The organism is Limnobacter parvus (genome assembly GCF_024623725.1).
Lineage (GTDB): Bacteria > Pseudomonadota > Gammaproteobacteria > Burkholderiales > Burkholderiaceae_B > Limnobacter > Limnobacter parvus.
This window is the reverse complement of the sequence record NZ_JANKHG010000027.1, coordinates 113,955-139,319: the sequence shown is the minus strand read 5'-3', so window position 1 is coordinate 139,319 and position 25,365 is coordinate 113,955. Positions and strand designations below refer to the sequence as shown.

Annotated in this window: 23 protein-coding genes and 1 tRNA gene; 13 read left to right on the top strand and 11 right to left on the bottom strand. The window is 52.2% G+C overall.

Translation table 11 applies throughout. The features are described 5' to 3' along the window. The first annotated feature begins 1 nt into the window (after position 1). The 3 genes from NSP04_RS14340 to NSP04_RS14330 are packed head-to-tail and all read left to right on the top strand — an operon-like array spanning position 2 to position 2,415. The gene (locus NSP04_RS14340; RefSeq protein ID WP_257513034.1) at positions 2–613 is read left to right on the top strand and encodes a TetR/AcrR family transcriptional regulator; all 612 of its coding nucleotides are present in this window, start codon (positions 2–4) and stop codon (positions 611–613) included. Positions 614–652: 39 nt separating this feature from the next. Next, the gene (locus NSP04_RS14335) at positions 653–1,648 is read left to right on the top strand and encodes a FecCD family ABC transporter permease (protein WP_257513159.1); all 996 of its coding nucleotides are present in this window, start codon (positions 653–655) and stop codon (positions 1,646–1,648) included. After that, positions 1,645–2,415 carry an ABC transporter ATP-binding protein gene (locus tag NSP04_RS14330; protein ID WP_257513033.1) on the top strand — a complete coding sequence of 257 codons (771 nt, stop codon included), beginning with the start codon at positions 1,645–1,647 and terminating at the stop codon, positions 2,413–2,415. Before NSP04_RS14335 ends, NSP04_RS14330 begins: the two co-directional genes overlap by 4 nt. Here the strand turns inward: NSP04_RS14330 and cueR are convergent, their stop codons facing one another. Then, positions 2,416–2,820: a Cu(I)-responsive transcriptional regulator gene (gene cueR, locus NSP04_RS14325; protein WP_257513032.1), complete on the bottom strand. Its 405-nt coding sequence runs from the start codon at positions 2,818–2,820 to the stop codon at positions 2,416–2,418. A 1-nt stretch (position 2,821) separates the two neighbouring features. After that, positions 2,822–5,047 carry a heavy metal translocating P-type ATPase gene (locus tag NSP04_RS14320; protein WP_371825027.1) on the bottom strand — a complete coding sequence of 742 codons (2,226 nt, stop codon included), beginning with the start codon at positions 5,045–5,047 and terminating at the stop codon, positions 2,822–2,824. Positions 5,048–5,170: 123 nt separating this feature from the next. Between NSP04_RS14320 and NSP04_RS14315 the strand changes: the two genes are divergently transcribed. After that, a complete protein-coding gene (locus NSP04_RS14315) occupies positions 5,171–5,371 on the top strand; it encodes a heavy-metal-associated domain-containing protein (RefSeq protein WP_257513031.1) in 201 nt (66 codons plus the stop codon). Positions 5,372–5,379: 8 nt separating this feature from the next. Here NSP04_RS14315 and NSP04_RS14310 read toward each other — a convergent pair whose 3' ends face one another. Continuing rightward, positions 5,380–6,009, bottom strand: a complete 630-nt coding sequence (locus tag NSP04_RS14310) for a class I SAM-dependent methyltransferase (protein ID WP_257513030.1) — start codon at positions 6,007–6,009, stop codon at positions 5,380–5,382. Positions 6,010–6,053: 44 nt separating this feature from the next. Between NSP04_RS14310 and NSP04_RS14305 the strand changes: the two genes are divergently transcribed. The 3 genes from NSP04_RS14305 (at position 6,054) to NSP04_RS14295 (ending at position 10,061) form a co-directional block, all read left to right on the top strand. After that, complete coding sequence (locus NSP04_RS14305; RefSeq protein ID WP_257513029.1) at positions 6,054–7,451, top strand: sodium-dependent transporter; 1,398 nt, start codon at positions 6,054–6,056, stop codon at positions 7,449–7,451. Positions 7,452–7,540: 89 nt separating this feature from the next. Next, entirely contained in the window at positions 7,541–9,511 is a 1,971-nt protein-coding gene (locus NSP04_RS14300; RefSeq protein WP_257513028.1) for an alkyl/aryl-sulfatase, read from the top strand. 106 nt (positions 9,512–9,617) lie between these two features. Beyond that, positions 9,618–10,061: a VOC family protein gene (locus tag NSP04_RS14295; protein WP_257513027.1), complete on the top strand. Its 444-nt coding sequence runs from the start codon at positions 9,618–9,620 to the stop codon at positions 10,059–10,061. Positions 10,062–10,078: 17 nt separating this feature from the next. Here the strand turns inward: NSP04_RS14295 and NSP04_RS14290 are convergent, their stop codons facing one another. Together NSP04_RS14290 and NSP04_RS14285 are read right to left on the bottom strand one after the other, a co-directional pair. Then, positions 10,079–11,413, bottom strand: coding sequence for an NAD(P)H-dependent oxidoreductase (locus NSP04_RS14290; protein ID WP_257513026.1), 1,335 nt, complete (start codon positions 11,411–11,413; stop codon positions 10,079–10,081). A gap of 104 nt (positions 11,414–11,517) precedes the next feature. Further along, positions 11,518–12,123: a DsbA family oxidoreductase gene (locus NSP04_RS14285; protein WP_257513025.1), complete on the bottom strand. Its 606-nt coding sequence runs from the start codon at positions 12,121–12,123 to the stop codon at positions 11,518–11,520. A gap of 179 nt (positions 12,124–12,302) precedes the next feature. On the opposite strand from NSP04_RS14285, the gene NSP04_RS14280 reads away from it, so the two are divergent. Together NSP04_RS14280 and NSP04_RS14275 are read left to right on the top strand one after the other, a co-directional pair. Further along, positions 12,303–12,536 (top strand): RH3 domain-containing protein, encoded by a 234-nt coding sequence (locus NSP04_RS14280; RefSeq protein WP_257513024.1) that lies wholly within the window; start codon positions 12,303–12,305, stop codon positions 12,534–12,536. Next, a complete protein-coding gene (locus NSP04_RS14275) occupies positions 12,523–12,786 on the top strand; it encodes a type II toxin-antitoxin system RelE family toxin (RefSeq protein ID WP_257513023.1) in 264 nt (87 codons plus the stop codon). The genes NSP04_RS14280 and NSP04_RS14275 overlap by 14 nt, the downstream gene beginning before the upstream one ends. A 192-nt stretch (positions 12,787–12,978) precedes the next feature. On the opposite strand, the gene NSP04_RS14270 is transcribed toward NSP04_RS14275, so the two are convergent. The 3 genes from NSP04_RS14270 to acs all read right to left on the bottom strand — a co-directional run bounded on the left by NSP04_RS14270 (position 12,979) and on the right by acs (position 17,279). Next, positions 12,979–13,069: transfer RNA gene (locus NSP04_RS14270), tRNA-Ser, on the bottom strand. 60 nt (positions 13,070–13,129) lie between these two features. Next, a complete protein-coding gene (locus tag NSP04_RS14265) occupies positions 13,130–15,184 on the bottom strand; it encodes a VC_2705 family sodium/solute symporter (RefSeq protein WP_257513022.1) in 2,055 nt (684 codons plus the stop codon). Positions 15,185–15,296: 112 nt separating this feature from the next. After that, complete coding sequence (gene acs, locus NSP04_RS14260) at positions 15,297–17,279, bottom strand: acetate--CoA ligase (protein WP_257513021.1); 1,983 nt, start codon at positions 17,277–17,279, stop codon at positions 15,297–15,299. A gap of 199 nt (positions 17,280–17,478) precedes the next feature. Here acs and NSP04_RS14255 point away from each other — a divergent pair, with 199 nt between their 5' ends. Then, positions 17,479–18,012 carry a TIGR00645 family protein gene (locus tag NSP04_RS14255; RefSeq protein WP_257513020.1) on the top strand — a complete coding sequence of 178 codons (534 nt, stop codon included), beginning with the start codon at positions 17,479–17,481 and terminating at the stop codon, positions 18,010–18,012. Between the two features lie 39 nt (positions 18,013–18,051). After that, positions 18,052–19,572: a fumarate hydratase gene (locus NSP04_RS14250; RefSeq protein WP_257513019.1), complete on the top strand. Its 1,521-nt coding sequence runs from the start codon at positions 18,052–18,054 to the stop codon at positions 19,570–19,572. A gap of 18 nt (positions 19,573–19,590) precedes the next feature. On the opposite strand, the gene NSP04_RS14245 is transcribed toward NSP04_RS14250, so the two are convergent. Together NSP04_RS14245 and NSP04_RS14240 are read right to left on the bottom strand one after the other, a co-directional pair. Then, positions 19,591–20,391, bottom strand: coding sequence for a M48 family metalloprotease (locus NSP04_RS14245; RefSeq protein ID WP_257513018.1), 801 nt, complete (start codon positions 20,389–20,391; stop codon positions 19,591–19,593). Positions 20,392–20,486: 95 nt separating this feature from the next. Then, on the bottom strand, positions 20,487–22,400 hold the full coding sequence (locus NSP04_RS14240; RefSeq protein ID WP_257513017.1) for a propionate--CoA ligase: 1,914 nt from the start codon (positions 22,398–22,400) through the stop codon (positions 20,487–20,489). Positions 22,401–22,578: 178 nt separating this feature from the next. On the opposite strand from NSP04_RS14240, the gene NSP04_RS14235 reads away from it, so the two are divergent. Continuing rightward, positions 22,579–23,613, top strand: coding sequence for an extracellular solute-binding protein (locus NSP04_RS14235; protein WP_257513016.1), 1,035 nt, complete (start codon positions 22,579–22,581; stop codon positions 23,611–23,613). 129 nt (positions 23,614–23,742) lie between these two features. Next, on the top strand, positions 23,743–24,402 hold the full coding sequence (locus tag NSP04_RS14230) for a TetR/AcrR family transcriptional regulator (RefSeq protein ID WP_257513014.1): 660 nt from the start codon (positions 23,743–23,745) through the stop codon (positions 24,400–24,402). Positions 24,403–24,470: 68 nt separating this feature from the next. On the opposite strand, the gene NSP04_RS14225 is transcribed toward NSP04_RS14230, so the two are convergent. Continuing rightward, complete coding sequence (locus NSP04_RS14225) at positions 24,471–25,361, bottom strand: MaoC family dehydratase (protein ID WP_257513013.1); 891 nt, start codon at positions 25,359–25,361, stop codon at positions 24,471–24,473. Positions 25,362–25,365: the final 4 nt, after the last annotated feature.

Below are 25,365 nucleotides of genomic sequence, written 5' to 3'. Positions count from 1 at the left end.
CATGAACCTTGAGGCCAACCAGTTGAACAGCAAGGCCGAACTTCGCCGCCAGCAAATTCTGGATGCCGCGGCCGAATGTTTCCGAAAAAGTGGATTTCACGGCGCGAGCATGTCGGAGATTGCAAAATCTTTCGGCATGAGCGCCGGGCACATCTACAACTACTTTGAAAGCAAGGAAGCGATTATCGAGGCCATGGTGAAGCGCGACTTGGACCAGGCCTTGGAGCGGATCGCAAAAATTCAGGGTGAAAAAGACATTCTGAAAGCCATGCTGGGTACAGTTGATGAAGGTGTTCAGCGCCGCATTGACCGCAGTGAACTGGACACGGAAATTCTGGCTGAAGCGGCCAGAAACCCGAAGGTGGCTGCGACAGTGCAAAGCACGGATGCTGTAATTCGCGAAAAAGTAATTAACCTGATCAAAGGTGTACAGCCAGTGGAAGGGGCATTAAAGGGGCCACCGCCCTGCCCGCTTAACCTGGCGGCAAAGTCGACCATCCTGATGGCGCTGTTTGATGGCTTACAAATTCGCGCTATTCGCGACCCCAATATGAAAGCCGACGACATTGGGCGCGTGTTGAAAACCGTGATTACACAGATGCTTCAAAATTGATGGGATATACTCGGGCTCTTCTTCACAGCCCTGATGCACATGCCACGCATTGCCCTGCCTTTCTGCCTGCTGTTGCTGTTGCTCGCCTTGCTGGGCGTCGCTGCCATGTCACTAACTTTGGGTGCTTACCCGGTTAATCTGGAAGAAAGTCTGCCGGCGCTTTTCGGTGAGGGCGAAGCCATGACCGTTCAAGTCATTCAAGACATTCGCCTGCCCCGAATTCTGGGTGCCATTTTGGTGGGTGCGGCATTGGCTGCTGCCGGTGCTGCTTATCAGTTGTTGTTCAGAAACCCCTTGGTATCGCCCGACATTTTGGGGGTTTCAGCAGGTGCAGGCTTGGGTGCGGTGTTGGGGCTGTTCTTCAGTTTACCAATGTTGGGTGTGCAGGGCCTGGCCTTTGCGGGTGGCGTGGCTGCCGTGCTGTTGGTAATTGCCCTGGGCAAGGCCATGCAACATGCTGACCGCACCTTGGTGCTGGTGCTTACTGGGGTGGTGCTGGGTGCACTGGCTGGCGCAGTGACATCGCTACTAAAAATTCTTGCTGATCCCTATGATCAACTTCCCGCCATCACATTTTGGCTGCTGGGCAGCTTAAGCGGCGTCACCATGCTGGAAATATTCGCCATTGCGCCAGTGGTGGTGTTGGCTTGTGGTGTTTTGTACCTGCTGCGCTGGCGGCTTAACGTACTTAGCCTTCCCGAACACGAAGCGCAAGCTCTTGGTGTGCCTGTTAAACCCTTGCGAATTACCGTAATTGCACTGGCCACCGTAATGACCAGTGCTGTGGTGGCAGTTTCCGGTGTTATTGGATGGATAGGCCTGCTGATACCCCACGCAGCACGCCTCTTGGTCGGGCCAAGTCTTGCGCGCTTGTTACCCACTTCCATTTTGATGGGTGCCCTGTTTCTGCTGCTGGTCGACACAGCGTCGCGAAGCTACGGCGACATTGAAGTACCACTGGGTATTTTGACTGCCCTGGTGGGTGCACCGTTTTTTCTGGGCTTGTTGCTGAAAAAACGCGGAGTGCCGGAATGAGTTTGTACACTCAGAATTTGTCGGTTGGGCATGGGGGTTGTGCGGTTGTTGAGCACATTAACCTTGAGCTGAAGCAAGGCGAAATTCTTTGCCTGCTTGGCCCCAATGGCAGCGGCAAAAGCACCTTGATAAAAACCTTGCTCAATTTAATTGAGCCGTGTGCCGGGCAAGTTCTGTTGAACAACACCCCCTTGCAGCAACTGCCCACGCATGACCTGGCCAGGCAACTGGCCTATGTGCCACAAAGCCACGGCAGCAGTTTGGGTTTTACCGTTGGCGACACGGTGTTAATGGGCCGCACACAAAACTGGGGGCTGTTTGGTGGCCCCGGCAAAGCAGACTATTTGGCAGTAGACACCGCATTGGAACAACTGGGCATTGCAGCATTGAAGCAACGTGATTTCAGCCTGCTTTCAGGCGGGCAACAGCAACTGGTGCTGATTGCGCGCGCCCTGTGCCAGGGCGCAAACATTGTGGTGCTGGATGAACCCACCGCCAACCTGGATTTCGCCAATGCTGCAAAGGTAATGCAAACGCTGGCCTTAATGGCCGCGCAGGGCAAAAGTGTTATTTTCAGCACACACAACCCGCAAGACGCACTGGGTATTAATGCCACAGCCTGCCTGCTCAAGGGCCGTGCAGTGCTTGCGCAAGGCCCCGCGCATGACGTGATTACCTCGCAGTCATTAAGCGCCTTGTACGGCCTGCCAGTGCTTGTCAGCACCACTGAAACAGGCCACACCGCAGTGGTTTCCGGTTTCCAATAGTTATTCGGCGGCCAGCCCTTCAAGAATTGGGCAATCGGGTCGGGAATCGCCCTTGCAGCAGTTCACCAAACGTTCAAGTTCCGCCTTCATGGCATTCAACTCAAGAATTTTTGTATTCAATGCATTCAGGTGCAACTGCGCCAGTTTTTTCACCTCTCGACTGGGTCGGTCCACGTCTTGCCACAGGCCGAGTAATTCTTCGATTTGTTTGATCGAAAAACCCAAATCGCGTGAATGTCGAATGAAGCGCAGCACATGCAAATCCCGATCGGTGTAAAGCCGATAACCCGCCTCGGTTCGCGCTGCTTCTTTCAGCAAGCCCACCTGTTCGTAATGGCGAATCATCTTTGCAGAGATACCGGATTCCATAGCCGCTTCGCCGATGGTGAAGTAGTGATTGCTCATTTCATGCTCCACTTTTAGGTTTCCAGTTGCGCAACATCAATGCGTTGGTGACCACACTGACTGAACTCAGCGCCATTGCCGTACCTGCCAGCACCGGGTTCAGGTAACCCAAAGCCGCCAGCGGAATGCCCACTGCGTTGTAAATGAATGCCCAGAACAGGTTCTGTTTGATCTTGTTGTAGGTGCGGCGTGAAATGTCAATGGTTTGCGCCACCAGGCTGGGGTCAGAACGCATCAAGGTAATGTCGGCAGTGTGCATGGCCACATCGGTGCCGGTGGACATGGCAAAGCTGACGTCGGCCATGGCCAGTGCGGGCGCATCATTGATGCCGTCGCCCACCATGGCCACCACCTGTTTGCTGCCTACTTTCGAATCTCGCAAGGCCGCTACGGCTTCCGATTTATCGCCCGGCAGTTGTTCCGCCATTACCTGCTTGATGCCCAGTTCAGAGGCAACCCGTTCTGCGCTGGTTTGCGTGTCGCCGGTTAGCAGCACTGTGTTTACATTCAATGCATGCAGCGAACTAACAGCGCCATGTGCGCTGGGCTTCAATTCGTCGCCAAAGGCCAGAACACCCAACAAGCGAATGCCCATGCCGGTTTCTTCAGCCACCCAGGAACGGGTTGCTGCACTGGCATTCAAGTTACCCTGTACTTGCTGCATGCTGCTGGCCGCAATACCCATTTCTTCCATCCAGCGAATGGTGCCCACATACACACGTGAATCACCCACGTTGGCCGACAAACCCTTGCCTGCCACGTCTTGCAAATCGCTGGCTTTGGGAATCGTCAACCCGTCTTGTTCAGCACGGTTTTTCACAGCGCTGGCCAGCGGGTGCATGCTGCCAGCTTCCACTGCAGCGGCTTTGGCCAACATGTCATGGCTTTCGCCATGCACCGCCTCAAGCTGCATCAAGGTGGGTTTGCCCACAGTCAGCGTGCCGGTTTTGTCGAACACCACGGTGTTAATGCTGTGCGCCAGTTCAAGCGCCTGCGCGTCTTTAATCAGAATGCCATTGCGCGCGGCCACCCCTGTGCCCGCCATAATTGCTGTGGGTGTTGCCAGGCCCAATGCACACGGGCAGGCAATCACCAGTACGGCCACAGCATTCAGAATGGCTTGTTCCCAAGCGTTTTCAGCAGACCCAAAAAAGCCCCATGCCAATACTGTAAACAAGGCAATCACCAACACCACTGGCACAAACACCGCGCTTACCTTATCGACCAGTTTTTGAATATTGGGCTTCGCGGCTTGTGCGTCTTCCACCAGGCGAATAATTCTGGCCAGTGTGGTTTCAGTGCCAATGGCGCTGGTTTGAATCAACAGCAAACCATCAATATTCACGGCACCACCCGTCACCTTTGTGCCCGCAGCTTTCACTATGGGTTCGCTTTCGCCGGTGATCAAGGCTTCATCCACATGGCTGCTGCCTTCCAGCACCAAACCATCCACAGGTATGCGTTCACCGGGGCGAACCACCACCTCGTCACTCAACTTCACTTCTGCCATGGGAATGGTTTGTTCAACACCATTGCGGCGCACGCGTGCGGTGTCGGGGCGCAAAGCCTGCAAGGCAGCAATGGCTGCCGTGGTTTGTCGCTTGGCACGGCCTTCAAGCCATTTGCCCAACATCACCAGGGTGATAACTGCACTGGAAGCTTCGAAGTACAGGTGGCTGCTGCCTTGGTCCATCATGTACACAGACAGGCCAAACGCAGCAGTGGTACCAATGGCCACCAGCAAATCCATATTGCCGGTGCGGTTCTGAATGGCTTTCAAGCCTGCGCGGTAGAAACGCCCACCCAACCAGAACTGCACAGGAATGGCCAGAAACAACTGCACCCAACCGGGCAGCATCCAGTGTTTTCCAAATGGCATGGCCACCATGGGCAACACCAGTGGCAGGGTTAACAAAGCTGCAATTACAACCAATGCACCTTCGCCGAAACCTTCCCTGGCTGCAGTGTTTTGGGTTGTGGCTTGTGTGCCTAACTTTTCGCCGCTTTCATTCAGAATTTCAGCGTCATAACCCGCATCGACCACTGCCTTGGCCAGGTGTTCAGGGGTGGCCGGGGCTGTGAATTCAATCTGGGCTTTCTCAGTGGCCAAATTCACGGTGGCGTTTTGCACGCCGCTTACTTTCAGCAAGGCTTTTTCTACGGCCGAGGAACACGAGGCACAGCTCATTCCCCCCACGGCCAAATTCAATGTGTTGTTGCTACTCACGGCATTCTCCGTTAAACAATGCCCACAGAATGAACCTTCCCATGATGTCAAAGTCAAGCACTTGACCTTACCACGGTTGGAAGCTTCAAGCTACATTTGTGATCAACCCACCGGAGTAGAACAATGATTGAATTAACAGTTGAAAAAATGAAATGTGGCGGTTGTTCTGCCAATGTGGAGCGTGCTGTGAAAGCACAAGACCCTGCAGCGCAAGTGCAAATTGATTTGGCACAGAAACTGGTGCAGGTAGAAAGCACACTGCCCGCAGCCAGCCTGGCCAAAACAATCAGCGAGGCGGGCTACCCTGCCCAAGTAAAGGCCTAGTTTTCTAGCTAGTTACTTTCGGAATACGCCGTACCCCAATAATTGTAGGTGAATGCTTTGGGGCCAGGCACGTACATGGTTTCTATTTCATCCAAATCAAAACCGCCAGCTTTCAACAGGGCTGGAATGTTGCGGTTCAAATGGCAACCACCAGCCAGTTTTCCCCAGATCGGCTGCAAACGGTTTTGCGTATTGCGCACTGCTTCGTCGGGTGCCACACCATGCTCGCAAAACAACAGCTTGCCACCCGGCTTCAGTACCCTGCGCATTTCTTTCAAAGCCTGCACAGGTTCAGGAATGGTGCACAGGGTGTAGGTCATTACAATGGTGTCAATGCTGGCATCAGGCAGCGGAATTTTCTCGGCGGGCAGGCCCATTAACTCAACACTTAAGCCAGTTTGCTGTATACGTTTTTTGGCCAAGCGGTGCATTTGCATTGCAGGGTCCAGACCTATGATTTTTTCAACTTTTGCAGCATCGTAATGGCGCATGTTCAAACCCGTGCCAATGCCGATTTCAAGCACTTTGCCCGTGGCCTTGGGCACCACCTTCTGGCGCTGCCGGTTAATCGCTTTCATGCCGCAGGCGAAGTCAAGCAGGGTGGGCAACATATGTCGGTCGTATAATTCCCTAAACATTCCCAAATTGATTGTCCTTTTTATATTGAGGAAACGGCACAGCCATGCAAAACAATCCAGACCAATTCAGCTCCAAAATCGGCTTTGTACTGGCTGCAGCAGGTTCAGCAGTGGGCATTGGAAATTTGGTTGGCTTTCCAGTGGCTGCTGCCAAAAATGGTGGCGGCGCTTTTTTGCTACTGTACATTTTTTTTGTAGTGGCCATTTGCCTGCCGCTTATTCTTGCTGAACTAAGCTTGGGGCGTGCCACGGGCAAAGGCCCGTTGGGTGCATTTCATCAAGTGGCGAAAGGCAACAAGGCATGGGTGTTGGCAGGTGCTTTGTCACTGATTACACCGTTCATGATCGCCGTGTTTTACAGTGTGTTGACCGTGTGGCTGTTGGGTTATTTCGTATTGGTGTTGCTCGGCCAGCTTGACCAGTTGGCCACCCCAGTGTTTTTTGGCGGGTTCATTACCAGCCCTTGGATATTTGCCTACTTGGCGGCTGTAATTGCAATTGTGGTGTTTGTACTGAAAGGTGGTGTTCGGGATGGAATTGAAAAAGCGTCACGTTTGCTGATGCCCATGCTTTTTGTAATGTTGATCGGGTTGGCAGTTTTTGTGCTGACTTTGCCCAATGCCAGCGCTGGCTTGAAATTCTACTTCACCCCCCAACTGGACAGAATTACCTGGAGCGTGGTGAACGGTGCGCTGTCGCAGGCTTTCTTTTCACTGTCGCTGGGCATGGGTATCTTGATTACTTACGGTTCATATTTGCGCAAGCAAGACAACCTGGTTCAATCTGCGAAGTTACTTGCAGCAACAGACACGGGGGTGGCTTTGGTGGCGGGCTTAATGACCCTGCCCGCAATTTTTGCAATCTACCCCAACACAAACCCAAGCGAGTTGAGTGATTCTTCTGTGGGTTTGATTTTCTCATTCTTCCCCAATATTTTCATGGCCATGGCGCCCAAGTTTGGCTATTTGGTTTCAAGCTGCATCGCAGCTGTGTTTTTCCTGCTTGCATTTGTTGCAGCCATTACATCCCTGGTGTCCATCATCGAAGTACCCGTAGCGGCACTGAAAGCTCAAGGTAAAAAAACCCGTAACAAGGCACTGAGTTGGGTTCTTGCGGGTATTGTGGTGGGTGCATTGCTTTGCGCATTGTCATTCGGGCAGGTGCAGTGGCTTAGCGAATTTGCTTTTTATTCAGGTGCCAACAAATCACTCTTCGATGTGTTGGTAGATGTGTTCTACGACACTATTTTGCCTTTCAACGGCCTGCTGATTTGCCTGTTGGTGGTGTGGCAGTGGAAGCGCCACAACATGGGTGCCGAAATGGCTGCGGGTGGGCACACAGGCTGGCTTGAACGCTACACCCATTTCGCCTTGGCCTTCTGGATTCCAGCAATTTTGGCCACCGTATTTGCCGTAACAGTGATCACCAAGTTTTCCAGTTAGTTTTTCAATTGGAATTCAAATGAATTACTGACACGCACAATGCCACATTTATGCTGTAATAAGAAAAATTAAAAAATTCTGGAGACAGCATGAAATCAAGCCCGATTATGGCGGCTCTTGTTCTTGGTACGTCCGCCCTTCTTACAGCGTGTTCAGACGCACCTGCCCCCCTCGACCCAAGCAGTGCAGCCAGTGAATTCACACAGGCTTTTCATGCCGATGTGGCCGCAAACACCGACCTTGTTGACACAGCCAACAATGCCGATGCACGGCGTGGCTTGATTGCACAGCCCACTGGCAAAGTAATGAACGCTGAGGGCGATGTAATTTGGGATTACGATGAATTCAACTTCATTGAAGGCAAAGCCCCCAGTACGGTCAACCCCAGCCTGTGGCGACAAGCAAGCCTGAACAACCAGATTGGTTTGTACAAAGTGGCCGACCGAATTTACCAATTGCGCGGCTTTGATTTGTCGAACATGACCCTGATTGATGGTGAGACTGGCTGGATTGTTGTGGACGTGTTGACCAGCGAGGAAACTGCGCGTGCAGCCATGGCCTTTGCACGCAAACACCTTGGCGACAAGCCTGTAACGGCAATCGTATTCACCCACAGCCATGTGGACCACTTTGGTGGTGCATTGGGCGTAATGAATGCCGAAGAAGTGGCCGCCAAAAACGTACCGGTGGTTGCGCCGATCGGTTTCATGGAAGAAGCCACCAGTGAAAATGTGCTGGTGGGCATGGCCATGGCAAGGCGATCCATTTACATGTATGGCAAACGCCTGCCCAGCAACCCGGAAGGACTGATCGATAACGGCCTGGGCAAAGCGGTGGCCTATGGGAAAGTGGGTATTTTGCCGCCCACGTTGGTGGTCAAAGAATCGAAAGAAACCCACATGCTGGACGGGCTTGAATTTATGTTTCACAACGTGCCCGGCAGCGAGGCACCTTCCGAATTTGTATTTTACTTGCCTGAGTTGAAAGCATTCTGCAGCGCTGAACTGTTTGGCCACACCCTACACAACCTGTACACACCACGTGGCGCAAAAGTACGCGACGCACTGAAATGGGCCAGCTACATGGATGAAGCCATTGCCTACGCAGGCGATGCAGAAGTAATGTTTCACCAACACAACTGGCCAGTGTGGGGCAGCGAGAATATACGCAGTTTTATGGAAAAGCAGCGCGATGTGTACCGCTTCATTCACGACCAAACAGTGCGCCACATGAATGCGGGTTTCACTTCAAGTGAAATTGCCGAGAAGGTGGTTATGCCACCCGCATTAAATACTTTCCTGAGTGGTCGCGGGTATTACGGCACGGTTTCACACAATGTAAAGGCGGTGTACCAGTTTTACATGGGCTGGTTTGATGCCAACCCCGCCAACCTGAACCCCCTGCCCCCTGTTGAAGCAGCGAAAAAGTATGTTGAAGTGGCTGGCGGTATAGACGCCCTGCTGAACAAGGCCGAAGAAGCCGTAAACAAAGGTGAATACCGCTGGGCCGCAGAGTTGCTAAAGCACGCGGTGTATGCCGACCCCGACAACACGCGCGCGAAGAACCTGCTTGCGCAAAGTTTTGACCAGATGGGCTATATGGCGGAATCGGCGCCTTGGCGAAACTTTTACCTGACCGGTGCGCTTGAACTGCGAGAAGGTGGTTACACCGAGGGTTTTAAGCGAAGCATGTTTCTGGACATGCTGAAGCACACACCCACCGAGCGTTTTCTGGAAGCCATGGCAGCGGCATTGAACAGCGACAAAGCCGAAGGTGAAGACATTCAAATCAACCTGGTGTTTTCTGATACTCAAGAAAATTACGTGCTTCGCATCAACAACAGTGTGTTGCACCACCGTGCCGGCAAGCCTGAAGAAAGTTCTGCAGCCACACTTACATTGAGCAAACCGTTTTTCCTGAACATGATGGCCGGGGAAGCAGGTGCCGCCGATTTGTTGTTCTCGGACCAAACCAAAATTGACGGTAGCACCATCAAGCTGGGCCAGTTTTTCGGCATGCTGGAAAAGGCCACCGGCAACTTCAACATTGTGACCCCATAAGCAGGCAGGGGCTTGTCGGTAATATTCGGGTTTCCACGATTGGTTGCAAAACCCGAACACCCCTATAGTGTGTGAACGATCAACCGCTTATTAACTGGTAATTCACATGGCCGCAACCCCAGCAAAACACTCAACGCTTCAACCCTTTCACCTTGCATTTCCGGTTACCGATATTGCCGTGGCACGCAAGTTTTATGGTGAAGTAATTGGTTGTGAAGAGGGCCGCAGTGCACCCCACTGGGTAGATTTCAACTTTTATGGCCACCAACTGGTTGCCCATTTGGCACCTGAAGAAGTGGGCTGCAAAGCCAATAGCAGCGTAGACGGCCATGCCGTGCCTGCCAAACACTTCGGCGTAATTTTAACCATGGAACAATGGAATGAATTGGCTGACCGCTTGAAGGCAGCGGGCACCAAATTTGTGATTGAACCTTACATTCGCTTCAAAGGCCAGGTGGGTGAGCAAGCCACTATGTTTTTCATGGACCCATGCGGCAATGCACTTGAGTTCAAGGCCTTTGCCAACATGGACCAGATTTTTGCAAAGTGAGCTTTGCAAAATGAGTTTTAGGTAAAAGTTTTTTCCATTTCACGGCGGAATTTCACCGCCGTGGAATCGGCATCAAACGCCACATCGCTCCAGCTGACTGCCTGCCCTGCTTTAACTGGTTTCAATAACTTCACGCCATGCGCAAGGCCTAATGGCAAACCGCCCAAGGCCAAAGACTCCTTCGCGGGCATTAACTTGCCATATACGGTATAACCGCCTTCGCCATCAAGTATTTCACCAGCGTGTAAGTCGCGTTTTGCCGTGGCCACCACGTCGCCATGCCAGCAAATTGGCGCACCTGTGGCTTCACCACGAACGCCGATGGATGCCACCGAAATTCCAAGTTCCAAACCAATTAAATGAAACGGTTTGTACATGCTTGAATATTGCCCGCTGGGGTCGGTGATCAAACCGTATTCCTTGAAGCAGCGCGCCACGTATTCACTGTCGGCAGCGAAGGTGACATACACGCCCCAACGCAGGTCGCGGAACACTGGGCGTGTGTCGCGTTCTACACTGGAAATAACCTCCACCTGTCCGCGCTGGTCCAGAATGCCGCCGTGTTCGCGCGGCTTCAAAATTCGCGCCAAGTCATCGACTCCCACTGCCGGAAATTTCAAACCGCTTGGCGCGGCCAAGCCGGTTGCATTGGCCACAGCCGCCATTTCAATTGCGCTTTTTGTACCATCCAGAAAACTGTTGAACATTTGCGCATTCATGCCGCCTTTGGCTGCATCTTCAGCGGTTAGGCCATAGTGATTCCACACAGTATCTGGCGTGCTTTCATGGTAAGTGGGCAGGTACTTGGTGCCTTTGCCTGCCGCCACCACTGAAAAGCCCGCAGCACGCGCCCAATCCACCATTTCAAAAATTAGCGCAGGTTGGTCGCCATAGGCCAGTGAATACACAATGCCGGCTTCATCGGCTTTGCGTTTCAGCAAGGGGCCGGCAAGAGCATCGGCCTCTACGTTCACCATCACAATGTGTTTTTTGTATTCGCAACAGGCCAACACATGGGCAATGCCCACAGCCGGGTTGCCCGTGGAATCGATAATGATGTCCACGAAAGGCGATTCAATCAGCTTCATGCCATCGTCGATAATCGCGGTGTTGCCTTGCTTGACCGCTTGCTCCAGCGATATAGCACTGTAGCTTTCTTCTTTCCAGCCCACGTTCTTCAAAGCCGACTTGGCACGAGTGGGCGACAAATCAGCGATGCCCACCATGTGAATGCCGGGTGTGCGCGGTACCTGGGAAAGGTACATGGAGCCAAACTTGCCGGCACCTATCATGCCAACGCGCAGGGGCTTGCCTTCAGCAGCACGCTGCTGAAGCTTCGAAAATAAATTCATGAATGCCTTGTATGTGGATGCAGGATTTGATGTACAGAATAACGTGCGCGCCCCTGCACGGAAAACCCGAACTATCCCTAAGAACTACACCATGCAATCAAGCGTTATTTGGCATGTTGAATCGCATCCCGCAGCGCCTGAACACTGGGTACGCCTGAGAAAAATTGTGCACCCACGGCCAGCGATGGCACCGCCTGAATGCCCACTTGTTTTGCATATTGCAGGTCGGCATCGTGTTGCGCATTGGCTTGCGGTGAATTCACGAACTCATCCAGCCCCGCAGGATTTATACCTAGTTTTTCAAGAATACTTTTCAGCACCTCATCTTCACCAATGTTCTGGTTCTGCTGAAAAAATGCCTTCATCACTGCAGTGGTGTATTCATTGCCCTTGCCCTGCTGCTTGGCGTACTGCAAACCCAAAAACGCCTTGCGGGTGTAGGGCTGTGGCGACACAGTGGGCAGCTTGATGTGCACGCCCAAGCGCTCTGCCATGGGGTAAACCGAGGCCTTCCAAACCCTGGGCAAGTAATCGTCTTCGGGTTTTAAAGTGGGTGTTGGATAAGGGCGTAGCTCGAATGGCATCCACTCCAGTTCAACGTTCATTCCTGCGATTGCCTTCTCGATGATTGATTCACCAAGCAGGCAGAACGGACACACGAAATCGGTCCAAACCTGAATTTTGATGGGGGTGGCGTTGGGGGACGACATGAGGTACTCCTGAATTGAAAGCTGCTAACTACGATCCTTAGTTTGCCACCCTGCGCGTTTCAGCTTTGGGCAGAAAATTGAAACTACCTGTATTTCTGAAAGAACATGATCAAAGAAAGACAATAGCGTTTTAGCGTCATAACGTTATAATGTCATAACGCTTCAATTGGAATACAGCAATGAGCAATTTGTCCAAAAGGTCGACGGTGTATTTCGACCCAACACTACACCAGGCGCTACGGCTGAAAGCGGCCAGTTCGCAACAATCCTTGTCTGAATTGGTCGATGAGGCGGTGCGCTTGTTGATGAAAGAAGATCAAGAAGATCTAGAGGCCTATTCGAACCGATTGGCCGAGCCTGAAATCAGCTATGAAGCCCTACTCAACGACTTAAGAAAGCATGGCAAACTTTAAGATCGTATTCAAAAAGTCAGTTGCCAAAGACCTGCGAAGTATTCCGAACCAAGACGTACGAAAAATTCTTTCAAAGATTAATGGTCTCGCTATCAATCCAAGGGGAGAAGACTGCAAGAAACTCACTGGATTAGAACTTTATCGAGTAAGGTGCGGAATTTACCGCATCATCTATGAAATTAGAGATTCTGAATTGTTTGTTGCCGTGATCAAGGTTGGGCATCGGTCCGGTGTTTATAAGAAAAGTTGAGCCTTGTTATTTCTTATGCCTTGCCACACCTGCGTGCCGCTGTTCGCGTCACTGGCTGTGTCAATTCTCCCGGCTTTTCGCTCATAGGCGAAAAGCTTCGAATCCCCCACGCAAAGTCCGCAGGGACTTTGCTTCTCTGCCGCCCTGAAATGAAAAAAGCCCTGAACAATGTTCAGGGCTTTTTGTAATTTCTGGCGGAGAGAGGGGGATTCGAACCCCCGATAGGCTATTAACCTATACACGCTTTCCAGGCGTGCGACTTAAACCACTCATCCATCTCTCCGCGGTAAGCGCGTGAGTATAGCAAAGAATTCCCTCGGGTATCCAGAGCATTCACACTGCCTTAAACATTTCCATCGGTTTCAGGTACTCGCAATACACGCATCACCGCAGGTGCTTCATTTTTGCGCCCACCCAGCAAGGAAGCCACCACCATGGCCAGTGCACTCAGCGGGATGGTGAACACGCCACTGGCCACGCCACTTAAACCACCAATCAACACCGCATCCAGGTTAAACATGGCCATAAATGATGAATTCGTAAGCGCAAGGCACAAGCTGGAGCTGACAAAACCAATACCCATGGCCCACAAGGCGCCGCGGCGTGTGGCACCACTCCAGAAAATACCGGCCACAAGCGGCACAAACAGGCTGGAAGCGGCCAATGCAAAGGCGGACCCCACCAACACCACAATGTTTCCGGGTTGCAAGCTGGTAATCCACGCAGCCATCAAGGCAGCGCTCAACAATGCAATTTTCGACATGGTCACACGCCGTTGCGCAGTGGCCTCCGGGTCCAATACCCGGTAATACAGGTCATGCGACAAGCTGCCAGCAATAGCCAGCAACAAACCATCCGCAGTCGACAACGCCGCAGCCAAACCCCCAGCCGCAATTAATCCCGACAAGAAGAACGGCATGCCGGCAATCTCGGGTGTAATCAACACTAAAATGTCGGGGCTTAAGCCAATTTCGGCGAACTGTACCACGCCATCCTGGTTCACATCCTGCAAGGTGGCCAAACCGGGCGTCACGCGCGACCACGCTGCAATCCAGTTGGGAATTTCGTTGTAACTCAAGCCCACCAGGTTTTCATACACAACCACTTTGGCAATCACGCTAAGCCAGGGCGAGGCCAGATAAATCACCAAAATACAGCCCAGTGCAAACACCACCGACCATCGGGTTTGCGACGCATTTGGTGTGGTGTAGAACCGCATAATGATGTGGGGCAAAGCCACGGTGCCGCACATCAATGTGAATGCCACTGCAAGGAAACTCATCAATGCGCCGGTGTTCGACAAGCCGGAATCATCTTGCACCGAGCCAAAATGCGGCACACTGGCTTTGACTTTGTCCAGGTAACGCTGCTTTTCCTGACTCCACTGCCGCTTGGCATCTTGCGGGTCTTTTGGGTAGCTGCTCAACACCCGCTCAGCCGCCTTGATTTCCTGAAAAGTGGAGCCGTCGTAGCGCGCCAGCTCCAGGTTCTTGCGGCGTGCTTCATAGCCTTCAGCCCACGAAGATGGCAAGGTATCGATCAACAATTGGTATCGGTCTGCTTCGCGCAGGTAAACGCTGCGCACCTCTGCCTCTGCAGGGTCTGCGAAAAACTTGCGTTCTTGCGCGCGCACGTATTCCGGGAAGCTGGTGGGGCCTCCATCAACGAAGCGTTCGCTGCTGCCCTGCCCGGTAAAGCCGATCAAGGCAACCACACTCACCATCATGGCCACAATCATCACGATGTACTGTGCAACAGCCGTCCAGGTTACTGCGCGCATGCCGCCCAAGAAAGAGCACACCAAAATACCGGCCAGGCCAAAAAACACACCGATGCCAAATTCAACACCGGCAAATCGCGATGTAATCAAGCCCACCGCATAAATTTGCGCAATCACGTAAACGAAAGAAATACTCACCGTGACAAGCACGCAAATCAGCCGAACCGCCCTGCCCTTGTCTGCGCCCGCATAACGCGCCGCCAGGAAATCACCGACCGAGAAGAAAGCGAATTTACGAAGGTAAGGCGCAATCAGCAGGGCAATCAACACAAAACCGCCTGTCCATCCCACCAGCAAAGCCAATGCCTCGAACCCGCTGTAAAACAAGGTGCCCGCCACCCCCAAAAACGATGCAGCACTCATCCAGTCTGCCGCTGTGGCCATGCCGTTGTACACCGCAGGCACAGTTCGAGAGGCCACAAAATATTCCTGCATGTCCGATGTTCGGCTCAACAAGCCGATGACCGCATAAGCACCCAGGGTCACGAAGATGAAAAAGTAACCAATCCACTGGCGGCCAATGCCATAGTCCTCCATGATGGCTGCGCCCGCAATGCACACCAGAAAGCCGAAGGTGAGCACCGAGAAAAACCGGGTCAGGCTGAGTGTGAAACTCATGGCAGGGTTCGCGGCATGTGAATTCCTTCAAACGAAAAAAACCAGCCCATCGAAATGGAGCAGGTTTTTCTTGAATCGACAGCATTCCCGTTCAAGGAGAACGCCTGATCAATTAAAGCGGTTTGCCCAACTGATCCAGGATGGCCGGGTTCTCCAAAGTCGATGTGTCTTGCGTAATGGTTTCGCCCTTGGCCAGGCTGCGCAGCAGGCGGCGCATGATTTTGCCTGAACGTGTTTTGGGCAGGTTGTCGCCAAAACGAATTTCCTTGGGCTTTGCAATCGGGCCAATGTCTTTGCCCACCCAGTTGCGCAAATCCAGCGCCAGTTTTTGTCCGGCTTCGCCTGTGGGTCGATCGCCTTTCAACACCACGAAGGCCACAATGGCTTCGCCAGTTACATCGTCTGGGCGCCCCACCACAGCAGCCTCGGCAACCAGCTCATTGGCCACCAGCGAGCTTTCAATTTCCATGGTGCCCATGCGGTGACCCGACACATTCAACACATCATCGATGCGACCCATGATGGTGAAATTGCCACTTACCTTGTCGCGCACGGCGCCATCACCAGCCAGGTACAACTTGCCACCCAGTTCTTCGGGGAAATAGCTTTTCTTGAAGCGCTCTGGATCGCCCCAAATGGTGCGAATCATGGAAGGCCATGGGCGCTTCACCACCAGAATGCCACCCTGACCATTGGGCAAATCGCCACCCACCTCATCGACCACTGCCGCCATAATGCCGGGCAGTGGCAAAGTGCATGAACCGGGCACCAAAGGTGTGGCACCAGGCAACGGCGTAATCATGTGGCCGCCAGTTTCGGTTTGCCAGAAGGTGTCCACAATTGGGCACTTTTCGCCACCCACATTTTTGTAGTACCACATCCAAGCTTCCGGATTAATCGGCTCACCCACTGAACCCATCAAACGCAGGCTTGATAGGTCGTAGCTTTTTGGATGCACTTTTTCATCGGCTTCACATGCCTTGATCAGCGAACGAATGGCTGTGGGTGCGGTGTAAAAAATGGTGGCGCTGTGGCGCTGAATCATTTCCCAGAAACGACCTGCATTCGGGTAAGTTGGCACGCCTTCAAATACGATTTGCGTGGCACCCACAGCCAATGGGCCGTAGGTAATGTAGGTGTGGCCGGTAATCCAGCCAATGTCGGCTGTACACCAGAACACATCATTGGGCTTGATATCGAACGTCCATTTCATGGTGAGCGCCGCCCAAAGCAGATAGCCTGCTGAGCTGTGCTGAACGCCTTTGGGCTTGCCGGTTGATCCGGAGGTGTAAAGAATGAACAAAGGGTGCTCGGAATCCACCATCACCGGCGCGCACACGTCGCTTTGCTTCTCGGTCAGGTCGTGCATGTACACGTCTCGGCCAGCTTGCATGTTCACGTCGGCACCAGTGCGCTTGTAAACAATCACATTCTTCACGGCGTCACAGCCACCCATGGCAAGGGCTTCGTCCACAATGGCTTTCAGTGGCAACTGCTTGCCACCGCGCACCTGCTGGTCGGCGGTGAATACGGCGACTGCGCCAGTGTCCATAATCCGGTCTTGCAGAGCCTTGGCGGAAAAACCGCCAAACACCACGGAATGAATTGCACCAATGCGCGCGCAAGCCTGCATGGCAGCAATGCCCTCAACACTCATGGGCATGTAAATTACAACCCGGTCGCCCTTCTTCACACCCAGGCTTTTCAAACCATTGGCAATGCGGCTCACCTTGCCCAGCAGTTGCTGGTAGGTCACTTTGGTGACTTCGCCGCCGTCGGCTTCAAAAATCAGGGCCACTTTGTCGCCCAAACCCGCCTCGATGTTCTTTTCCAGGCAGTTTGCCGACACATTCAACTCGCCGCCCGTAAACCATTTGTAAAAAGGCGCATTCGATTCGTCGAGCACCTTGTCATAGGCTTTGCCAAACTGCAAATTCTCTTTGGCCAGTCGGGCCCAAAAGCCTTCGAAGTCGGTTTCAGCTTCCTTGCACAGGGCGTTGTAAGCGTCCATGCCGCCGATTGCGGCACTGCGCTGCCAGTCTGCACTGGGTTGAAACACACGCGTTTCGTGTGACACTGATTCGATTGATGACATCCTGGCCTCCAAGGGTTACTTAATTTTCTAATAATTTAGTTTGCATAAACAATAGGCAAAAGCTCTTACTCTCACCTTACACCGGCGCGCGCACCAGCAATTCGCATACCAGCAACACAGCCCCCCCACCGAAATAACTCCGTTCTGATATGATTTCGCCACCGTTAACCCACCACCGCAGCACAGCACACAGGCCCCCATGGAACCGACCAATGCCCGCATCCCTTTTCTTGCAAAAATCATATTCTCAAGCCGCTGGCTACAACTTCCGCTTTACCTCGGTTTGATTGTTGCGCAAGTTGTCTACGTGTACCACTTCCTGATTGAACTTTGGCATTTGGTCGGCGGCACTGCGACACACCAGCTAGACGAAACCGGAATCATGCTGATCGTGTTGGCTTTGATCGATGTAGTGATGATTTCCAACCTGTTGATCATGGTGACCGTGGGAGGCTATGAAACCTTTGTAAGCCGAATGAGGCTCGACACGCACCCCGATCAGCCAGAGTGGCTTGACCATGTAAATGCTTCCGTGCTGAAGGTTAAACTGGCCATGGCAATCATCGGTATTTCTTCCATTCATTTGTTGAAAACCTTCATCAATGCCGAGCAGTACGACACCAAAACCATTGTGGCTCAGGCCTCTATCCATGTGATTTTCCTGTTCTCTGCTGTGGCAATCGCCTGGTGTGATCGACTTATCTCACAACCTGTGCACAACAAAGCACACTAAACTAGAGACCAGCGCATCTATTTTCCTCAGGAGTAGTCCATGACCACGATCAAGCAAGAAGACTTCATCAGCTCGATTGATGATGCCTTCCAGTACATTTCTTATTACCACCCACTTGATTATATTCAGGCGCTGGGTAAGGCCTACGAGCGTGAGGAAAGCCCGGCTGCGAAAGACGCCATTGCTCAGATTCTGACTAACAGCCGCATGTGCGCGGAAGGCAAGCGCCCGATTTGCCAAGACACAGGCATTTCAGTGGTGTTTTTGAAAGTTGGTATGAATGTGCGCTGGGAATCGACCATGAGCGTCACTGACATGGTCAATGAAGGTGTACGACGTGCCTACCTGCACCCCGACAACAAACTGCGCGCTTCGGTACTTCTGGACCCAGCGGGTGCCCGCAAAAACAGCAAAGACAATACACCTGCTGTGATCCATTATGAAATCGTGCCCGGTGACGGAGTTGAAGTGATTTGTGCGGCCAAAGGCGGCGGCTCGGAAAACAAATCGAAAATGGTGATGTTGAACCCATCCGATTCCATCGTGGATTGGGTTTTAAAAACCATTCCTACCATGGGCGCGGGTTGGTGCCCCCCCGGTATTTTGGGCATCGGCATTGGTGGCACACCTGAAAAGGCCATGTTGCTTGCCAAAGAAAGCTTGATGGCCCACTGCGATATGCATGAACTGATTGAGCGTGGCCCCAGCAACCGCATTGAAGAATTGCGCCTTGAGCTGTACGACAAAGTCAATTCGCTCGGCATTGGTGCCCAGGGCTTGGGTGGTTTAACCACTGTGCTTGACGTGAAAATTATGGATTACCCCACGCATGCAGCATCATTACCCGTGGCTATGATTCCGAACTGCGCGGCAACCCGCCATGTGCATTTTCATTTGCACGGCGACGGCCCAGCCAAACTGGAAGCGCCCAACCTGGCCGACTGGCCACAAGTGGCCTGGAAAGCTGACACCGAAAAAAGCAAGCGTGTTGACCTGAATACCCTGACCCCCGCCGAAGTGGCCAGTTGGAAGCCGGGCCAAACACTGCTGCTAAACGGCAAAATGCTGACGGGCCGAGACGCCGCTCACAAGCGCATTGCGGACATGTTGGCCAAAGGCGAAAAACTGCCGGTCGATTTCACCAACCGCGTCATTTATTACGTTGGCCCGGTAGACCCCGTTCGCGACGAAGCGGTTGGCCCCGCAGGCCCTACCACCGCCACACGCATGGACAAATTCACGCGCATGATGCTGGAAAAAACTGGCTTGATCGCCATGATCGGCAAGGCAGAGCGTGGCCCCGTGGCCATTGAAGCCATTCGCGACAACAAATCGGCCTACCTGATGGCAGTGGGTGGCGCGGCCTATTTGGTGTCAAAGGCCATTACCAATGCCAAAGTGGTTGGTTTTGAAGACCTGGGCATGGAAGCGATCTATGAGTTCGAGATCAAAGACATGCCAGTGACCGTGGCTGTAGACAGCACCGGTATTTCAGTGCACAACACCGGGCCAAAAGAATGGCAAGCGAAAATTGGAAAAATCCCGGTAACAGTGGTTTAAATTGTGAGGCGGTAAAGTTTATCCGCCGCTGGTCTTGCGCCACCATCTTGGCAGGGCGCAGGCCAGCACGGCCAAAGTTAACAGTATCGACACTTCAAACCCGTAGTCTGGTCCGCCCGCGTAAGCCGGTTCCATGCCAGGTTCGGACCAACTCTCCACCGCTGCTTTCACACCAGCCGGGGTATCCCCTCTATACAAAACCAGGTTGCTGGGCAACAAGGCAGCCAAGACTTCCGCGTCGCCCAACTGAACTGCGAGACTGTCAAACGTATCGGAGAAATCCTCTGCCGCCATCGACTCTTTTTCCGACTTGATTTTCGCCACACGCAGAGTGCCTTCCGGGTGTTGAATACCTTTCGTTTCACCCAACAAAAAAGACGCGCCCAACTCAGGATCCCGACCCAATCCCAACGCCAGCTTTGCACCAAACAAGTCGGCTTGTATTTCCATTTCCCGCATCAATTTGGAGTACTCACGTTTCATGTCGAAGGACAACATGAATTCATCGAAAGTGGATGCAACGCCAAACTGCTGTTGAATTTCAACAGTTTTTTCAGGGTGCTTCAGCACCAGGTGACCATATTCATGCGCAATCAGAAAGGCCAATTGATCTGAATTCATGAAACGAATTCGATCCAGACTAACGCTTAGATTGGCCACACCTTGATGGTCAACCCAAGTGCCAACCATGCTGCTGTTGTGCGTGAAATGAACCTGTGTGGGCAAGCCGTTAAAGAAATGGCTGTCGAAAAGCACGCTGAGCTTGAGTACTTCCAGCTCACGCGAAGCCGAATCGTTCGAAACAGAGTAGTCTGCCATTCTGAAGCCCTCCCGGACACAGCCTGAGATGACTCATTAAAGCATGTTTCCAAACTGAAGCCTAAGCCAGAGCAAGCCTTGCTTAGTCACTCTGTTTAAATCATGGCCCCCCTGATTTGCTCCAGGGCTGTCGGGTCCTCGATCGTGGTCATGTCACCGGGATCTCGCCCTTCACACACAGCTTGAATAGACCTACGCAGCAGTTTGCCTGAACGTGTTTTCGGCAACACATTCACGAAATACACGCGTGCGGGCCGGGCCACTGCACCCAATTGACTATCGACCACTTTCATGATTTCGGCTTCCAGCATTTTCGCTTTTTCTGCCTCCACTGCATCTGCCGATTTCAGAATCGCAAAAGCCACAGCAACCTGCCCTTTCACAGAGTCCGCCACCCCCACCACGGCCACTTCGGCGACAGCAGGGTGTGAAGAAATACTTTCTTCAATTTCACGGGTGCCCAAGCGGTGGCCTGCCACATTGATCACGTCGTCGGTGCGGCCCAGAATGAAAAAATATCCATCCTCATCGCGAATGCCCCAATCAAAAGTTGAATACACTTGCCTCGTTTTAAAACTTGACCAATAGGTTTTCACAAAGCGTTCGTCGTCACCCCACACAGTTTGCATGCAACCCGGTGGCAACGGGCCCTCAATGGCCACAACACCTTTTTCATTGGCCTTGCAGGGCTGTGCAGTGTCTTCATTCAGTACATTCACATTGAAGCCAAATACGGGTACGCCGGGGCTGCCCAGTTTGCCTGGCATGGCTTCAATGCCGCGTTGAACAGCCAGAATCGGCCAACCAGTTTCGGTTTGCCAGTAATTGTCGACGATCGGTTTGTGGATGGCGCCAGAAATCCAGTCGGATGTGGTTTCATCCAAGGGTTCGCCTGCCAGAAACAGCGCTTTCAGCGAACTTAAATCGTATTTACTTAGGTAAGCCGGGTCCTGCTTCTTTAATACCCGCACTGCTGTGGGTGCGGAAAACAACACGGACACCTTGTGGTCCTGAACAATCTTCCACCAAATCCCAGCATCGGGTCGAATAGGTACACCCTCGTACATCACGGTGGCCATACCTGCGATTAGCGGACCGTACACAATGTAGCTGTGCCCGACTACCCAGCCTATGTCGCTGGTGGCAAAAAAGGTTTTGCCCTTTTCACCCATAAAAATGTATTTCATCGACGCAGCCAAAGCCACCGAATAACCACCCACATCGCGCTGAACGCCCTTGGGTTTGCCAGTGGTGCCACTGGTGTAAAGAATGTAGCTGGTATCCGTGGCATCAAGCCAGGTCACCGGCACTTTCGCCGAAGCAAGCTCACTGCGCAATGCGGTGTAGTCGTGATCGCGACCTTTCACTGAATTGAAAGACACCAAGCCACGGTTGATCATCAACACATTGGCTGGCTTGTAGCTAGACCGCTCAATTGCTTCATCCAGCAGGGGTTTGTAGGCCACCGCTTTGCCAGCGCGTGAACCCGCATCGGCCGACACAATCACTTTGGGTTTGGCATCCTCGATTCTGGAGGCAAGGCTGTGCGATGCAAAACCACCAAACACCACAGAATGAATCGCGCCAATCCGGGCACAGGCCAACATCGCGAATGTGGCTTCGGGAATCATGGGCATGTAAATTAAAACCCGGTCGCCCTTTTGAACTCCCATTTTTTGCAACATCGCTGCAACGATTTGAACTTCCTGATGCAGCTGCCGAAAGGTATAAACCTTTTCCTGATTGACTTCGGTAGACACGTAAATCAACGCAGGTTTGTCACCGAGCTGATCAAGGTGACGGTCTACTGCATTAAAGCAAAGATTGGTATGCCCGCCCACATACCATTTGGCAAACGGAGGCTTGCTGTCGTCGAGCACTTTGTCAAAGGGCTTTTGCCAATGAATCAAATCCGCCTGGCGAGCCCAGAAACCTTTGGGGTTACGAATCGATTCCTCATACAGATTTTGATAGGTGCCGTTGGACTCGTATTTTTCTTGCTCCGCCACAATGCTGTCTCCATGTTTTTCTTGTCTCCAATGTAAAAACCCGCGCTTACGGCACTCTGACTATCGAAAAATATATTGTTGAACGAGAACACTTCTTGTTACACAAATGATTACTATTTGATAAACTTACCGTATTAAATTCTTCATCCATTTCAGAAAAAGGAAAGTCCGTACCACCATGAACAACACTTTCAAAAAACTGATCTCAATATCCATCGCTGGCTTGATGGGCGCCAGCGCGGTAGCCCAAGCCGATGACAAGGTAATCAATGTGTATTCGGCACGCCATTACGCAACCGACGAAATGATGTACCAGGAATTCACCAAACAAACAGGCATCGCAATCAAGCGCCTTGAGTTGAAAGACGAGGCACTACTGGAACGCATGCGCAGTGAAGGCACTCGCAGCCCTGCTGATGTGGTGTTGTTGGTTGATGCTGCGCGCCTGGCCACTGCTCAGGAACAAAACCTGTTTCAACCCGTGAAATCAAAAATTCTGACTGAGAAAATTCCAGCCCAGTTCACTGGTGACAATGGCCTGTGGCATGCCTTTTCCTCACGAAGCCGCGTGATTGTTTACAACAAGGCCAACGTGGATCCGAAACTGGCCCAGAATTATGAAGACTTGGCCAAGCCCGCATTAAAAGGCAAAGTGTGTACTCGCTCTGGTTCACACCCATACATGCTTTCATTGATGAGCAGCATGATCAATCACATGGGCGAAAAGGGAGCGGAAAGCTGGGCCAAAGGCGTGGTTGAAAACATGGCTCGCAGCCCAAAGGGCGGCGACACTGATCAAATTCGCGCAGTGGCTTCGGGTGAATGCGGCGTGGCCTTGACCAACAGTTACTACTGGGTTCGCCTGGTCAACTCAGACAAAGCGGAAGACAAGGACGTGGTGTCCAAGGTCGGCTTTATTTGGCCAAACCAGAGCAACTACGGCGTTCACATGAATGTGTCAGGTGCAGCAGTTGCAAAGCATGCCCCAAATCGCGAAGGCGCCATTAAATTTCTCGAATATCTGGCCAGCGACTCTGCTCAAAAATATTTCGCCAATGGCAACAACGAATGGCCAACTGTGCCTGGCGTGAAGGTAAACAACCCTGCGCTGGATGCACTGGGCTCTTTCAAACAGGACATAACGCCGGCGAAAATCCTTGCTGCCAACACAGCAATTTCACAGAAAATTATGGACCGGGTTGGCTACAAGTAAGCAATTTCGGTAAATTACCTGAAGGTCACAGTAAAAAGGCCCCACACTTTTGTGGGGCCTTTTTTTGTTCACAAAACTGAAAGAAGCTTGATACACTTTGAATCATCAATGTAACCGACAAGTAAATTGGTGAAGAAAGCCAACGACAACAATAAAAAAACTGCGCCCATCCTTGAAACAAAACGCTTGGGCACACGCAAGGTTCCCAAAGAACAACGAATGGGCCAAATCCTGGATGTGGCCGGTTCGGTGTTTTCTCGGCATGGGTTCCACTCCACCAGCATGGAGCAAATCGCAGAAGGTGCAGGCGTAACCAAGCCCCTGCTGTATCGTTACTTCGGATCAAAAGACGCACTTTATCTGGCCACAATTACACAAGTGGGCAACCATTTAATGTCAGGGCTCTCAATTCTGATGGCCAATCCAAACGCGCGAGAACGTTTGAAGTTGATCATGCTGAGCTTTCTGACCTTTGTAGAAAGGCACCGCGAAGGTTGGTCAGTGCTGTACAACGAAGCATTGACCAGCGTTGGGCCGGTGGGAGAAAAAGTTTCTTTTTTCAGGAACAGCTTCATTGAAGCTGCTGCCAAAACCATTGAAGAACTAAATGACCCCAGCAAGGCCTCGAATGGTGACAAGGCAGGAATTAAAGCCGTGGCACTCGCCAATATCATGGTGGGCGCAGTTGAAGCCGGTGCAAGGTGGTGGATTCAACACCCGGAAATTCCGATTCGCGACATGCAGAAAATGATTGAAACCAGTTTGATGCCGGGGTTTTCAGAGCGATAGCGGCATTCCTGAAGGCGAAATGAGTGACGCGCTACAAACCCAACCGAGCCACTCATTCAATCAAAAAATCAAGCTGCAATGCTCCCCACCATCAGCACTTTCGAATCCCGCTCCGCCAGTACTTCAAACTTCGACGAACCATCAGCGGTCATGTGCTTCACCGATATACCCGAAGGTAAAAACACCGGCTGCTTGAACGACAAATCGAACTTGCGTGCAGGCGCACCCAAATTGGCTTGCACAATGCTCAGCGTTTTTGCAGCAGTCCACATGCCATGCACAATCGCCTGCTTGAAACCAAACATTTTTGCGGTTTGCGCGTACAAATGAATCGGGTTGTAATCGTTGGAAACCTTGGCGTACTTTCGACCCTGGTTTTCAGGCACTTTAACCGCAGCGTATTGCGCACCAACAGCACTCAAAGGCTCTGCTGGCGCAGGCTTGTTGCCGGATTTCGGCATGCCTTTTACCCGGCACAGAATGGTCATTACGCTGCGCCAGTGCACTTCTTCACCCACCAAAAACTCGGTGTGTACGTCAAACTCCAAACCCAGCGGAATAGCACGGGTCTCGCCCACCGTCACCATCACGTCGTATGCGGTGCCATATTCAAGTGCTTTGTTGCACTCAATTGAATTGTGCAAATGAACCATTCCCAACATCGGCATAGGGTGCTCAGGGCGGCTCAGCAAAAACATGTGCAAGGGCGAAGCCACTACCTGCGGTGCTGTCAGAGAAATCTCATCTTCCTTGAAACCACACACGGCGTTGTACTGCCGAACCCATTCACGGTCAATGAACACCTTCTTCACCCGGACACCCAGGCGCGCAGCCTGCGTGTCGGGTTTCGGTTTTTTATTGGACGTGGTGGCAGCCTTCAGCAACAGCGCCTTGCCATTTGGAAACTCAGACAGCTCGTAAAATTTCGCAGCTGCTTTCAGGGTGTCATTCACGCTCATAATC

Coding starts and splice junctions, on each gene's coding strand:
- NSP04_RS14340 (WP_257513034.1), top strand. CDS start 2: ATGAACCTTGAGGCCAACCAGTTGAACAGCAAGGCCGAACTTCGCCGC.
- NSP04_RS14335 (WP_257513159.1), top strand. CDS start 653: ATGCCACGCATTGCCCTGCCTTTCTGCCTGCTGTTGCTGTTGCTCGCC.
- NSP04_RS14330 (WP_257513033.1), top strand. CDS start 1,645: ATGAGTTTGTACACTCAGAATTTGTCGGTTGGGCATGGGGGTTGTGCG.
- cueR (WP_257513032.1), bottom strand. CDS start 2,820: ATGAGCAATCACTACTTCACCATCGGCGAAGCGGCTATGGAATCCGGT.
- NSP04_RS14315 (WP_257513031.1), top strand. CDS start 5,171: ATGATTGAATTAACAGTTGAAAAAATGAAATGTGGCGGTTGTTCTGCC.
- NSP04_RS14310 (WP_257513030.1), bottom strand. CDS start 6,009: ATGTTTAGGGAATTATACGACCGACATATGTTGCCCACCCTGCTTGAC.
- NSP04_RS14305 (WP_257513029.1), top strand. CDS start 6,054: ATGCAAAACAATCCAGACCAATTCAGCTCCAAAATCGGCTTTGTACTG.
- NSP04_RS14300 (WP_257513028.1), top strand. CDS start 7,541: ATGAAATCAAGCCCGATTATGGCGGCTCTTGTTCTTGGTACGTCCGCC.
- NSP04_RS14295 (WP_257513027.1), top strand. CDS start 9,618: ATGGCCGCAACCCCAGCAAAACACTCAACGCTTCAACCCTTTCACCTT.
- NSP04_RS14290 (WP_257513026.1), bottom strand. CDS start 11,413: ATGAATTTATTTTCGAAGCTTCAGCAGCGTGCTGCTGAAGGCAAGCCC.
- NSP04_RS14285 (WP_257513025.1), bottom strand. CDS start 12,123: ATGTCGTCCCCCAACGCCACCCCCATCAAAATTCAGGTTTGGACCGAT.
- NSP04_RS14280 (WP_257513024.1), top strand. CDS start 12,303: ATGAGCAATTTGTCCAAAAGGTCGACGGTGTATTTCGACCCAACACTA.
- NSP04_RS14275 (WP_257513023.1), top strand. CDS start 12,523: ATGGCAAACTTTAAGATCGTATTCAAAAAGTCAGTTGCCAAAGACCTG.
- NSP04_RS14265 (WP_257513022.1), bottom strand. CDS start 15,184: ATGAGTTTCACACTCAGCCTGACCCGGTTTTTCTCGGTGCTCACCTTC.
- acs (WP_257513021.1), bottom strand. CDS start 17,279: ATGTCATCAATCGAATCAGTGTCACACGAAACGCGTGTGTTTCAACCC.
- NSP04_RS14255 (WP_257513020.1), top strand. CDS start 17,479: ATGGAACCGACCAATGCCCGCATCCCTTTTCTTGCAAAAATCATATTC.
- NSP04_RS14250 (WP_257513019.1), top strand. CDS start 18,052: ATGACCACGATCAAGCAAGAAGACTTCATCAGCTCGATTGATGATGCC.
- NSP04_RS14245 (WP_257513018.1), bottom strand. CDS start 20,391: ATGGCAGACTACTCTGTTTCGAACGATTCGGCTTCGCGTGAGCTGGAA.
- NSP04_RS14235 (WP_257513016.1), top strand. CDS start 22,579: ATGAACAACACTTTCAAAAAACTGATCTCAATATCCATCGCTGGCTTG.
- NSP04_RS14225 (WP_257513013.1), bottom strand. CDS start 25,361: ATGAGCGTGAATGACACCCTGAAAGCAGCTGCGAAATTTTACGAGCTG.